Origin of the sequence: Streptomyces sp. NPDC050264, from assembly GCF_040655895.1 — a bacterium.
Lineage (GTDB): Bacteria > Actinomycetota > Actinomycetes > Streptomycetales > Streptomycetaceae > Streptomyces.
Map to the genome: position 1 here is coordinate 23881 of NZ_JBFAKV010000009.1, position 12305 is coordinate 36185.

Below are 12305 nucleotides of genomic sequence, written 5' to 3' on the forward strand. Positions count from 1 at the left end.
GCGCCGTCAAAGACAACTCCGCCAGTTTGCCTTGTTCATGGCGGATACGTCAGCCGTGGGAGACAGCCATCACAGAGACCTCACGCGTACGAACCTCAACTCCCACTAGCTGACGGGTCGTCAGATCGGCGCTACCGTGAGCCCATGGAGACCACGGAGACCGGAAACACTCAAAGTGCCCCGATATCGGGCGACTTCCCGCGGATCATTTCCGTCGATGACCACACCGTCGAGCCGCCGACGGTCTGGTCCGACCGCCTCCCGAAGAAGTACCTCGACCGCGGGCCGCGCATCGTCCGTGCCCCTCTGAAGTCGATGTCGTTCCTGGGCGGGAAGTTCGCACCCGTCATGGGCGAGCCCGGCGACGACGGGCCCATCGGCGACTGGTGGATCTACGAGGACCTGCACCGCCCGCTCACCCGGCTCGACACCGCCGTCGGCTACGACCGCGACGAGATCAAGCTGGAGGTCATCACCTATGAGCAGATGCGAAAAGGGTCCTACGACGTCCCGTCCCGCCTCGCCGACATGGACGTCAACCACGTCCAGTCCGCGCTCTGCTTCCCCACCTTCCCGCGCTTTTGCGGGCAGACCTTCACCGAGGCCCCGGACCGCGAACTCGGGCTGCTCGGCGTACGCGCGTACAACGACTGGATGGTGGACGAGTGGTGCGGGCCCGAGGCGAACGGGCGGCTCATACCGCTGACCCTCGTCCCCCTCTGGGACGCCGAACTCGCCGCCGCCGAGGTGCGCAGGAACGCGGCCCGCGGTGTCCGCGCCGTCGCGTTCTCCGAGATACCGCCGCATCTCGGGCTGCCCAGCATCCATGGTGACGACTGGGATCCGTTCCTCGCCGCCTGCGACGAGACCGGCACCGTCATCGCCATGCACATCGGCTCCAGCAGCAAGATGCCGTCGACGTCCGCGGACGCGCCGCCCGCCGTCGGGTCCACCATCACCTTCGCCAACTGCTGTTTCTCCATGGTGGATTGGCTCATGAGCGGCAAGTTCGAACGCTTCCCGAACCTGAAGGTCATGTACGCGGAGGGTCAGATCGGCTGGATCCCGTACATCCTGGAGCGCGCGGACGTGGTGTGGGAGGAGAACCGCGGCTGGGGCGGCGTCGCCGACAAGGTCAGGAAGCCGCCGAGCGAGTACTTCGCCGAGCACGTCTTCGGGTGCTTCTTCGACGACGCGTTCGGCTTGAAGAACCTCGACGCGATCGGCCTGGCCAATGTCCTCTACGAGACCGACTATCCGCATTCCGATTCGACCTGGCCCAAGTCCAAGGAGGTGGGGGAGGCGCAGATGGGGCACCTTGACGCGGCCGCTGTCGACCGGATCGTACGGGGGAACGCGATTGATCTGCTGGGGCTGACGGAAGCGGGGCTCTGGCGGCCGTGACCCAGTCGGCACGGGCCCATTTCCGATGGGTGGCCGCAGTTCCACCGACGGCGTCTTGTGGCGGGCGGGCGTCGGCTCGGTGTTCTCGGTGATGCTCATGGTGGGGCTGCTCACGTCTGCCGGTCGGTACGGGGGTGGTAACGCCGGGGGCCCGTCGCTTCTCGCGGCTTCGCCATCGAGGTTCGTGCCGGCCGTCATGAGCCGAAGTCCGTGATGGCGGTCATCAGCCGGACGGGGCCAGGCCGCCCCGCCGCCTCCGTCCGGCGTCGGCAGTGCGCTGGAGTTACTGTGTGCGGCATGGTGTTCGCTCACTTTTCCGGTCAACTCGTCGGCAGGAGCGAGGAGATCGGCCGGCTGGGTGAGCTGACCGGTTGCGCGCGGGACGGGCGGGGCGGGGCGCTGGTCGTGCGGGGTGAGGCGGGGATCGGGAAGAGCGCGCTGCTGGAGCACTTCGGGCGGACGGCCTCGGGGTTCCGGACCGTTCGGGCGTCGGGGTCGGAGTACGAGAAGGAGCTGCCGTTCGCCGGGCTGCACCAGCTCTGTGTGCCGTTGCTGTCGTACCTCGATGAGCTGCCCGACCCGCACCGTGAGGTCCTGCGAAACGCCTTCGGGCTGGTCGGGGGCGCACCGGAGGTGTTCCACATCGGTCTGGCGGTCCTGGAGCTGCTGTGCCGCGCGGCCCGGGCACGTCCGCTGCTGTGTCTTGTCGACGACGCGCAGTGGCTGGACACGGCGTCGTCGAGGGTGCTGGTGTTCGTCGCCCGGCGGCTGGCCTGCGAGCCGGTCGCCATGGTGTTCGCGGCCCGGCCGGACGACGCGGCGGAGGGACTGGGTGAGTTGCCCGGACTCCCGCTCCGCGGGCTGAGTGACGGTGACGCCCGGACGCTGCTGGCGGCGCGGAGCCATGCGCCGTTGGACGACGAGGTACGTCAGCGGCTGCTGGCGGAAGCCCGGGGCAACCCCCTGGCCCTGCTCGAACTGCCCGGCGCCGGTGGCTACGCGCCGCCGGACACCTCGCCGGTGCCCACCCGGATCGAGCGCAGTTTCCGGGACCGGCTGACCGGGCTGCCCGACGAGGCGCGGCTGCTGCTGACCGTCGCGAGCGCCGACCCCACCGGCGACCCCGGCCTGCTGTGGCCCGCTGCCCGGCGGCTGGGCCTGGACCCGACGGCGGCCGGCGCGGCGGCGACGGCCACCGGGCTGGTCGAGTTCTCCACCCGCATCCGCTTCTGTCATCCGCTGGCCCGTTCCGCCGTCTACCAGGCAGCGGAGGAAGGCGCACGCCGCGCGGCCCACCGGGTACTCGCCGAGGTCACCGACCCGGTCGCGGACCCCGACCGGCGTGCCTGGCACCGCGCGCAGGCCGGCGCGGGACCCGACGAGGAGGTCGCCGTCGAGCTGGAGCGGTGCGCGCTCCGGGCCCGGTCGCGCGGTGGAGTGGCGGCCGCGGCGGCCTTCCTGGAGCGCGCGGCGGCGCTGTCGCTGGACCCCGTCGGGCGGACCGACCGGACGCTCACGGCCGCGCGGGCCCACCTCGACGCGGGCCTCACCGACACCGCCGCGCGACTCCTGGGAGCCGTCGGGACCACCGCCTTGGACGAACACCGGCTCGCCCAAGCCGATCTGCTGCGGGGCCGGATCGCCTTCGTACGGCACAACGACGGCGACGGCCCTGAGTTCATGCTGCGCGCCGCGCGACGGCTCGCCGTGTCGGACCCGGTGCGGTCGCGTGCGTACTTCATGGACGCGCTGGAGATGAGCCTCGTCGTCGGCCGGACCGCCGGTGTGATGGACATGGTGCTGGCGGCGGCCCGCTCGACGCCGCCGGTGTCCCGTCCCCCGGACGTGCTGGACGCGCTGGCCCTGCTGGACGCGGAGGGACACGGTGTGGCGGTCCCGCTGCTGCGCAAGGTGCTCGACGGCGAGGACGTTCCGCTGTGGGAGCGGCGGCCCGCCCTCGCCGTCATGCTCGCGGGCGAACTGTGGGACCCGGACGCCCACATGGCGATCACCCAGTGGCTGACGAGGGCCGGCCGTGCCTCGGGGTCGCCGCTGGTCCTGCGTCTGACGCTGGCCCAGACGGCGTGCTGGGCCGCGCTGTCCGGGGATGTCGCGCAGGCGGTGGAGGCGATCGCCGAAGAGGAGGCGATCGGCGATGCGGTCGGCGGGCCGCCGGTGACGTACCACCGACTGAAGCTGGCCGCGCTGCGGGGCCGTCGCCGGGAGGCGCTGGAGCTGTTCGAGTCGGTCGACGCCGCGGCGACCGAACGGGGCAACGGGCAGCTGCTCGCCATCACCCACTGGGCGGCCTCCGTGGTCCACAACGGCCTCGGCGACTACCCGGCCGCGCTGGCCGCGGCCCGGCAGGCCACCGCGCCCGGCGACCTCTTCCTCGCCGGGCTCGCCCTGCCCGAGCTGGTCGAGGCGGCCGTCCGGTGCGGTGAGCGGGACACCGCCACCACGGCCCTCGCGGCGCTGACCGAGCGCACCGACGCCGCCGGGACCGTCACCGGTCTGGGCATCGCCGCCGCCGCGCGCGCACTGGTCACCGGGGTCGAGGACCACTACCGGGAGGCCGTCGAGCACCTGGAGAAGAGCCCGCTCGTCCCTTACCGGGCCAGGGCCCACCTCCTGTACGGGGAGTGGCTGCGGCGCGAGGGACGCCGGCGGGACTGCCGCCTGCAGCTGCGCACCGCGCACGAACTGCTGTCGCGCGCGGGCGCCGAAGGGTTCGCCCGGCGCGCCGAGGACGGGCTTCGGGCCACCGGGGAGAAAGCCCCCGGCCGGTCCGGGCACTCCTACGACCGGCTTACCGAGCAGGAGCTGTACATCGCGCGGCTGGTCGCCACCGGGGCGACGTCCAAAGAGGTGGCCGCGCGGCTCTTCCTCAGCCCACGCACCATCGACTCCCACCTGCGCAACACCTTCCGCAAGCTGGGCATCACCTCCCGGCGGCAGCTCAGGGACCATCCCGGTATCGGGCTCTGAGGAGACCCGGGCCGCCGAGCCCTCGGCCGTCACCGGTCGGCCGGTCTGCGTAATTCTCGCCGATGCGACGGAGGCACCGGTCGCGGAATGTTCGTTCCCAGCCGGGATCGATCTCGAGATCTCGCGACCGCACGCTGACCCATCATCCGAGGAACGTCACCATGAAGCTCCGCCTCCCCACCACGCTGATCTGTGCCGCGGCCATCACCGCCGCGCTGGGCACCACCGCCTTCGCCGCCCAGTCCGCGCCCTCCGCCCGACACCACAAGACGAAGACGGGCATCGTCGCCCAGTGGGCCGCCGCCTGGAACGGCACCGAACCGAAGGCGCTGGGCGACCTGTTCACCGCCGACAGCAGCTACACCGACCAGGCCATCGGTGTCACCATGCACGGCCGCGAGGAGATCGCCGGCTGGAAGGAGCGCACCGACAGCGGTATCGACGACGTCCACCTCGCCGTGAAGGCCGTCCACCGCGACGGCCACCACATCACCGTCGAGTCCGTCTACAGCGGCCAGATGAAGGGCGCGCCCAAGCCCTTCACCGTGCCGGCGGTCGCCCTGCTGGAACTCGACGGCCACCGGATCGCGGCCGAGCAGGACTTCTACAGCCTCAACGCGGTGCTCGCGCAGTCCGGCCTGCCCGCCGACTGGACGCCGCCCGCTTCCTGACACACGCGCGGCACGTGCACAGCCTTCGCCCGGGGTGCTTGAGGCGCCCCGGGCGAAGGCCCTCCCTACCAGTAGTAGTTGCGCCGTGCGCCGACGTCGTTCAGTCGTTCAGCTTGGCCACCCGGGTGATGATGGCGTCGGCCAGGGGCTCCGCCGGCCACGGGAAGATGCGGGTGGCGGCGTGCTGGTGGGCGAGGCCGTGGAGGCTGACCCAGAGGGCGACGGCGTCCAGTTCCGGGTCCGTGGCGGAGGACTGGCCGGCGGTGACGCAGTCGGCGAGGGCGCCGACCAGGATCTGCATCGCCCCGGCGCCGAGCGTGGTGAGTTCTTCCGGCGTCAGTGAGCTGTCGCCCAGCGTCGGCATCCACAGGCCGCCGAACATCGTGCGGTAGCGCCCGGGATGGTCCTGCGCGTAGCCCAGGTAGGCGCGGCACAGGGTGTACAGCCGGTCTCGCGGATCGTTGCCGGCCTCCGGCGAGGCCGCACGCAGGTGGGTCTCCAGCGCGGCGAACTCCCGTCGGACGACGGCCAGCATGATGGCCGGCTGGTCGGGGAAGTGCGGGTAGATCGACGGGGCGGCGATGCCGACCTTGCGGGCGACCGACCGCAGCGTGATGGCCCGCTCGTCGCCGGTCTCGTCCAGCAGCGCGGCGGCGGCGTCGACGATGTCCTCCCGCAGCTTGCTGCCTTCGCCGCGCCGGTTGCGTACGCGGGTCGCTTGCCTGGGCGTGTCCGGGTTCGTTCCCTCGGTCTCTTTCATCCCCGTAACCTTACGCGTAAAAGTTTATTGGCGTAACTCCTTGCCGCCAATCACCTAACAGACGTATTCTTACAACCGTAAACACGCGGCGGAAACCTCAAGGGAGCACAGCATGAGCGGCAAGGCCACCACCGTCACCGCGACCGAGATCGTCCTGCCGGGCAAGGTCGAGCCCGAGGGGCTGGAGCTGCGGACGATCGAGCTGCCGGCCCCGGGCAAGGGGCAGGTGGCCCTGCGGATGGAAGCCACCGGCGTCTCCTTCGCCGAGCAGCAGATGCGGCGCGGCAAGTACTACGACCAGCCGCCCTTCCCCTTCGTCCCCGGCTACGACCTGGTCGGCACCGTCACCGCCACCGGCGAGCAGGTCGACCCCGCGCTCGTCGGACGCCGCTTCGCCGCGGTCACCAAGATCGGCGCCTGGGCCAGCCACCTGCTCCTCGACGCCGCCGACCTCATCCCCGTCCCCGACCACATCGACCCCGTCGCCGCCGAGACCGTCATCGTCAACGGCATCACCGCCTGGCAGATGCTGCACCGCACCGCCAAGGCCCGCGCCGGGCAGACCGTCGTCGTCCTGGGCGCCAACGGCGGCGTCGGCTCCACCCTCGTCCAGCTCGCCCGGCACGCCGGCATCACCGTCATCGGCACCGCCGCACCCCGCCACCACGCCGCCCTGCGCGACCTGGGCGCCACCCCGGTCGACTACCGCGACCCCGACCTGTACGCACGCATCCGCGAACTCGCCCCCGACGGCGTGGACGCGGTCTTCGACCACGTCGGCGGCCCCGGCATCGAGGACTCCTGGAACCTGCTGCGCCGCGGCGGCGCCCTTGTCTCCTACGGCACCGCCGCCAGCAAGGACGACGAGGGCAACTCCCAGCTCCCCGTCCTCAAGCTCTTCGCCCGCCTCAACGCCTGGAACACCCTCCCCAACGGCAAGAGCGCCCACTTCTACAACTTCTGGGCCGGCAAGCGCCGCTGCCACACCTCCTTCCAGCGCCGCATGACCGAGGACCTCACCCAGGTCCTGCGCCTGGTCGCCGATGGCACCCTCACCCCGCAGATCGCCGCGACCTTTCCCCTCACCGACACCGTCGCCGCCCTGCGGCTCGCCGAGTCCCGCACCGTCGCCGGCAAGGTCGTCATCCTCCCCGAGGCGTGACCTGCGGCGAGCACGGAAGAGGCGGCCGGCTGCGAAAAAGCCACCATGTGTGACTGAGCGTCCGAGTTGGCGGACGCGCGCTCCAACTGGCGACTTGAGCACAGCTCGTGGCCGGTCGACAGGGCGCTGCCGGAAGTACGCGGCTGAAGCCGACGCCCGGCTCTGCCCAGTCGCGCCGCGCCTGGCGCAGGCCGCCCGCCGGGCTGTCGGGGACAGCCGGCGGCGTGGCGGCGGCCGCCTGGTCGCGTCAGCCCGCCCGCGTCGGCTTCCCGGCCGGGCCCGTTCCTTCCGGCGGCCCGCCATTGTGACCCAGGTCTCACCATGCGCGTGCAGCATTCGCGACCGCTTTCCCGTCGAGGAGGGGTGACAGGAAGGGAGGGGAGTGTGGAGCTGGCAACCGAGCACGACGCCCGTACCGGACACGGCGGGCCCACGCCGACGGAGCCGGAGTCGGAGGACGACTTCCACGGCTTCGTCGTCGCGCGGTCGGCCGTGCTGTTCCGCGGCGCACTCGTCTTGACGGGTAACCGCGAGGCCGCGGAGGACCTGGTCCAGGAGACCCTGGAGCGGGCCTGCCGCAAGTGGCGCACCATCGCCGCCAAGGACGCTCCGGACGCCTACGTGCGGCGGATCATGGTGAACCTGGCCAACGACCGGTGGCGGAGGTTCCGCCGCACGGTCCCGCACCGGGACGGCGCCGACCGTGCCGCCCCCGGGGACCAGTACGGGCAGGTGGACACGAGGGACCAGCTGGTCCGGGCCCTCCAGGCTCTGCCGATGCGCATGCGGACGGTCGTGGTGCTGCGGTACTTCCACGACCTGTCGGACGACGAGATCGCGGCCGACCTGCGGATCTCACCGAGCACCGTGCGCTCCCAGCTCGCTCGCGGCATCGGCAAGCTCAGAAGCCAGTTCCCCGCGCTCTCCGGCCCTTCGCCACAGCAGCCCACGGAAGGCATCCGATGAGTTCACACGGTTCGCGGCCTTCCGGCTGCACACCCTTCGAGACATCCTTCGAACAGGAATTGGTGAACGCCATGAACGACTTCGTGAACACCGCTCAGACGCCGCGCTTCGACACGGCCGCCATCGCGCGTGGGGCCCGCCGAAAGCGGGCCACGGCCCTCACGGGCATCGTTGCCGCCCTCGTCGTGGCCGGCGCGGGCACCGCCCTGGCCACCGGCGTCGTCGGCGGCGGTTCGCCCGCCTCGCGGCCGGCCGCGGTGGCCGCAACCGCTGCCGACAGCACCACCGTTCTGTACGCCTCCGGCGACGGCACGACCGTCACCGTCCCGCTGGCCGGCACGAACTCGGTGGGGGCCAGGTCGGCGCTCGTCAGGCTCGGGCTCACGCCCGACTTCACCCGGACCTCGGTGGCCGGCTGCAGGCAGTCCACGGTCGTCGCGGTCTCGCCGCATGCCCCGACGGTCGTCCACGCGGGGGACACGGTCCACGTGACCGTCTGCGCCGGCTGAGCCCCACACAACCGGGCTGACAGAGCCGGTCAGGCAGGACAGAGGGTGGTGGCCCCGTCGGAACCGGGGCCACCACCCTCCGCATTCCACCACGGCCCGCGCCCGGTGGCGTGCGGCCGCGACCTCGGTTCCCGCCGCGGAAGAAGTCATCTGTCCGCATGCTCGCGCATCCCCCTGCCCTGCCCCGCCGCGCTGTGACCGCCCTGTTCACCCGTTGGCAAGTACCTGAACGCGCCCCGGCAGGGGCGTATACGTCATCGCCGCCGCCCGGGACATCGACGACTTCTACCGCGAGCGGAGGATCCCCGCCCCCTCCACCGCCGAGACGCTGCTCGTCCTCCAGGCCGACGCCAAGGGCGTGGTCATGCGCCCCGAAGCCCTCCGCCCCGACACGCTCAAGGCCCACCTGGCCAAGAAGAACGCACCGCACGGCCCGCCCCGGGCGAGAAGCATGTGCGCGCGCAGCACAGTTCACGCGGTGGCGGGACGGATCACAACCGGCGAGGCCATCGAGATGGCGAGCACGTACATACCCCGGCCGGCACCGCACCCACCCACACACCTGTCGGAACGAGCCGGACAGCCGCCGACGAAACACCGGACGGCCACCCTCCCTTCCGGCGGGTGCCCTCGCACAGGCTCGCTCGGGCTCGCTCAGGAGGCTCGCGCGCACCCTTGTCTGACGCACCGTCAGGTATGACTATGTCCCCAGTCCATAATTGACGAACCGTCAGAACGGGGTGCGGGTATGGCGCGGCTCGCGTACGGGATTCAGCTCCCGGTCCAGTCCCAGAGCACCATCTACGCCGAACCCTGGGAGGCGGCCGCGGGCCCGGACGATCTCGCCGAGGTCGCCCGCGCCGCCGACCGGGGCGGTTTCGACTACATCGCCTGCTGCGACCACGTCGCCATCCCGCGCCGACTCGCCGAGGCCATGTCGACGACCTGGTACGACCCGGTCGCCACACTGTCCTACCTCGCGGGCGTCACCGAGCGCGTACGGCTGCTCAGCCACGTCGCGATCATCGGCCTGCGGCACCCGCTGCTCTCCGCCAAGCAGTACGCGACCCTGGACCGGCTGAGCGGCGGGCGGCTGATCCTCGGGGTCGGGGCGGGGCACGTACAGGAGGAGTTCGAGATCCTCGGGGTGGACTTCGAGCGGCGCGGGGCCGTCCTCGACGAGAGCATCGACGCGCTGAAGGCCGCGCTCGGCCCCGACGAGTTCCCGGTGCACAAAGGGGAGTTGTACGCCTTCGAGGGCCTCGGGCAACTGCCCCGCCCCGCCCAGACGCGGGTCCCCGTATGGGTCGGCGGCTCCTCGGCGCCCGCCGTGCGGCGCGCCGCGCTCAAGGGCGACGGGTGGCTCCCGCAGGGCGACCCGAGGCGCCGGCTGCCGGAGAAGATCGCGACGCTGAAGCGGCTGCGCGCGGAGGCGGGCATCGAGGCGCCGCTCACCATCGGCGCCATCACGGAGCCGCTGTACGTGGGCGCGCCGTCCTGGGACGTCGGGCGGCGTACGGTCTCCGGCGACCCGGCGGCGATCGCCGAGTCGCTGCGCGCGTACGCCGCGATGGGCGTGCACCAGATCCAGGTCCGCTTCCGCAGTCGCGGCCGGGCCGAACTCGTCGACCAGATCGCGGCTTTCGCCGCCGACGTCGCACCCCGACTCAGCTGAGGAGCACGGAATATGGGCAAGCTCGACGGGCGCGTCGTTCTCATCACGGGTGCGGCGCGCGGGCAGGGCGAGCAGGAGGCACGGCTGTTCGCGTCGGAGGGTGCGCGGGTCGTCGTCGCCGACGTGCTCGACGACCAGGGCGAGACCGTGGCCAAGGAGATCGGGGGCGCCACGTATGTGCATCTCGATGTGAGCAAGGAGGAGGACTGGGCGGCCGCCGTCACCGCGGCCAAGGCCGCCTTCGGCAAGATCGACGGGCTGGTCAACAACGCGGGGATCCTGCGCTTCAACGAGCTGGTCTCCACGCCCCTCGAAGAGTTCCAGCAGATAGTGCAGGTCAACCAGGTCGGGGCGTTCCTCGGGATCAAGACGGTCGCCCCGGAGATAGCGGCCGCCGGGGGCGGTTCGATCGTCAACACCGCCTCCTATACCGGAATCACGGGCATGGCCTACGTCGGCGCGTACACCGCCACCAAGCACGCCATCGTCGGGCTGACCAAGGTCGCCGCCCTGGAGCTGGCGGCGAAGGGCATCCGCGTCAACGCCGTCTGCCCCGGCGCCATCGACACCGCCATGAGCAACCCCTCCCAGCTCGACCCCGAGGCGAACACCGAGGAGGCCGCCGAAGCGCTCGACGGGCTGTACCGCAAGCTCGTGCCGCTCGGCCGGGTCGGGCGGCCGGAGGAGGTCGCGCGGCTCGCGCTCTTCCTGACCGCGGAGGAGGACTCGGCGTACATCACCGGGCAGCCGTTCGTGATCGACGGGGGCTGGCTGGCCGGGGTGTCGGTGCTCTGAGGCCCCGCCGGCCCGACCTGACGACGCGTCAGCTATTGACGCTCCACGAGTGCGGTGAAACAGTCGGTCCATCCAATCTGACGATCCGTCAGAAACTGACGAGGACGGTGAACCTCCTTGGAATTCGGGCTCTTTGTACAGGGATACGTGGGCAAGCAGGCGTTGACGGACCCGACCGCCGAACACCGCGCGCTCATGAACGAGACCGAGTACGTCATCCAGGCGGACAAGTCCGGCTTCAAGTACGCCTGGGCGTCCGAGCACCACTTCCTGGAGGAGTACTCGCACCTCTCCGCCAACGACGTCTACCTCGGCTACCTCGCGCACGCGACGGAGCGGATCCACCTCGGGTCCGGCATCTTCAACCCGCTCGCCCAGGTCAACCACCCCGTCAAGGTGGCCGAGAAGGTCGCCATGCTCGACCACCTCAGTGAGGGCCGGTTCGAGTTCGGCAGCGGGCGCGGGGCCGGCTCGCACGAGATCCTCGGGTTCATACCGGGCGTGACCGATATGAACTACACCAAGGAGATCTGGGAAGAGACCATCGCCGAGTTCCCGAAGATGTGGCTCCAGGACGAGTACGTCGGGTTCCAGGGCAAGCACTGGTCGCTGCCGCCGCGCAAGATCTTCCCCAAGCCGTACGGGAAGTCGCACCCTGCCATGTGGTACGCGGCCGGGTCCCCGCCCTCGTACGCGATGGCCGCCCGCAAGGGGCTCGGGGTGCTGGGCTTCAGCGTGCAGAAGGTCTCCGACATGGAGTGGGTCCTGGAGCAGTACAAGACCGCCATCCAGGACGCGGAGCCGATCGGCGACTTCGTCAACGACAACGTCATGGTGACGTCGACGGCGATCTGCGCCGAGACGCACGAGAAGGCCGTCGAAATCGCCGTCAACGGCGGGCTCAACTATCTCCAGTCGCTGGTGTTCCGGTACCACGACACGTTCCCGCGGCCCGAGGGGATTCCGGAGTGGCCGGAGATTCTGCCCGAGTACAGCGCCGAGATCATCGAGCTGCTCATCGCCGAGGAGCTGATGATCTGCGGTGATCCGGACGAGGTGCTCCGGCAGTGCAAGCGGTGGGAGCAGGCCGGGGCCGACCAGTTGTCGTTCGGGTTGCCGATCGGGATGTCGCACGAGGACACGCTGAACTCGATCCGGCTGATCGGGGAGCACGTCATTCCGAAGATCGATACGGATCCGGTCCACCGGACTTCCCGGTTCAGGGCGTCCGGGGTCTGACCGGTTGAGCTGCCCCGGTTCTCCTCCTCCCGGACAGGAGGGCCGGGGCCCCGTTCTCGTCGCTGTCACGGGGCTCCGCCCCGGACCCCGCTCCTCGATCGCCGGAGGGGCTTGATGTTGCCGGACCCCGCTCCTC

10 protein-coding genes are annotated in these 12305 nt (G+C 71.0%); 9 read left to right on the forward strand and 1 reads right to left on the reverse strand.

The annotated features are described in order from the left end of the window. The first annotated feature begins 144 nt into the window (after positions 1-144). From AB0J02_RS17665 to AB0J02_RS17675, 3 genes are all read left to right on the forward strand, one after another. Positions 145-1404: an amidohydrolase family protein gene (locus tag AB0J02_RS17665; protein WP_363194591.1), complete on the forward strand. Its 1260-nt coding sequence runs from the start codon at positions 145-147 to the stop codon at positions 1402-1404. Positions 1405-1701: 297 nt separating this feature from the next. Then, positions 1702-4392: a LuxR family transcriptional regulator gene (locus AB0J02_RS17670; protein WP_363194592.1), complete on the forward strand. Its 2691-nt coding sequence runs from the start codon at positions 1702-1704 to the stop codon at positions 4390-4392. A gap of 161 nt (positions 4393-4553) precedes the next feature. After that, on the forward strand, positions 4554-5063 hold the full coding sequence (locus AB0J02_RS17675; RefSeq protein WP_363194593.1) for a nuclear transport factor 2 family protein: 510 nt from the start codon (positions 4554-4556) through the stop codon (positions 5061-5063). 100 nt (positions 5064-5163) lie between these two features. On the opposite strand, the gene AB0J02_RS17680 is transcribed toward AB0J02_RS17675, so the two are convergent. Further along, a complete protein-coding gene (locus AB0J02_RS17680) occupies positions 5164-5823 on the reverse strand; it encodes a TetR/AcrR family transcriptional regulator (RefSeq protein ID WP_363194594.1) in 660 nt (219 codons plus the stop codon). Positions 5824-5935: 112 nt separating this feature from the next. Between AB0J02_RS17680 and AB0J02_RS17685 the strand changes: the two genes are divergently transcribed. From AB0J02_RS17685 to AB0J02_RS17710, 6 genes are all read left to right on the forward strand, one after another. Beyond that, positions 5936-6985 (forward strand): medium chain dehydrogenase/reductase family protein, encoded by a 1050-nt coding sequence (locus tag AB0J02_RS17685; RefSeq protein ID WP_363194595.1) that lies wholly within the window; start codon positions 5936-5938, stop codon positions 6983-6985. Positions 6986-7369: 384 nt separating this feature from the next. Continuing rightward, positions 7370-7951, forward strand: a complete 582-nt coding sequence (locus tag AB0J02_RS17690) for a SigE family RNA polymerase sigma factor (protein WP_363194596.1) — start codon at positions 7370-7372, stop codon at positions 7949-7951. A gap of 71 nt (positions 7952-8022) precedes the next feature. Then, positions 8023-8460, forward strand: coding sequence for a hypothetical protein (locus AB0J02_RS17695; RefSeq protein WP_363194597.1), 438 nt, complete (start codon positions 8023-8025; stop codon positions 8458-8460). Between the two features lie 748 nt (positions 8461-9208). Beyond that, positions 9209-10135, forward strand: a complete 927-nt coding sequence (locus tag AB0J02_RS17700) for a TIGR03619 family F420-dependent LLM class oxidoreductase (protein ID WP_363194598.1) — start codon at positions 9209-9211, stop codon at positions 10133-10135. A 12-nt stretch (positions 10136-10147) separates the two neighbouring features. Beyond that, a complete protein-coding gene (locus AB0J02_RS17705; RefSeq protein ID WP_363194599.1) occupies positions 10148-10930 on the forward strand; it encodes an SDR family NAD(P)-dependent oxidoreductase in 783 nt (260 codons plus the stop codon). Between the two features lie 117 nt (positions 10931-11047). After that, entirely contained in the window at positions 11048-12169 is a 1122-nt protein-coding gene (locus AB0J02_RS17710) for an LLM class flavin-dependent oxidoreductase (protein WP_363194600.1), read from the forward strand. Positions 12170-12305: the final 136 nt, after the last annotated feature.

What these genes read in the sequence shown, in the direction of transcription:
- AB0J02_RS17665 (WP_363194591.1), top strand. Translation starts at nt 145, where the DNA reads ATGGAGACCACGGAGACCGGAAACACTCAAAGTGCCCCGATATCGGGC.
- AB0J02_RS17670 (WP_363194592.1), top strand. Translation starts at nt 1,702, where the DNA reads ATGGTGTTCGCTCACTTTTCCGGTCAACTCGTCGGCAGGAGCGAGGAG.
- AB0J02_RS17675 (WP_363194593.1), top strand. Translation starts at nt 4,554, where the DNA reads ATGAAGCTCCGCCTCCCCACCACGCTGATCTGTGCCGCGGCCATCACC.
- AB0J02_RS17680 (WP_363194594.1), bottom strand. Translation starts at nt 5,823, where the DNA reads ATGAAAGAGACCGAGGGAACGAACCCGGACACGCCCAGGCAAGCGACC.
- AB0J02_RS17685 (WP_363194595.1), top strand. Translation starts at nt 5,936, where the DNA reads ATGAGCGGCAAGGCCACCACCGTCACCGCGACCGAGATCGTCCTGCCG.
- AB0J02_RS17695 (WP_363194597.1), top strand. Translation starts at nt 8,023, where the DNA reads ATGAACGACTTCGTGAACACCGCTCAGACGCCGCGCTTCGACACGGCC.
- AB0J02_RS17700 (WP_363194598.1), top strand. Translation starts at nt 9,209, where the DNA reads ATGGCGCGGCTCGCGTACGGGATTCAGCTCCCGGTCCAGTCCCAGAGC.
- AB0J02_RS17705 (WP_363194599.1), top strand. Translation starts at nt 10,148, where the DNA reads ATGGGCAAGCTCGACGGGCGCGTCGTTCTCATCACGGGTGCGGCGCGC.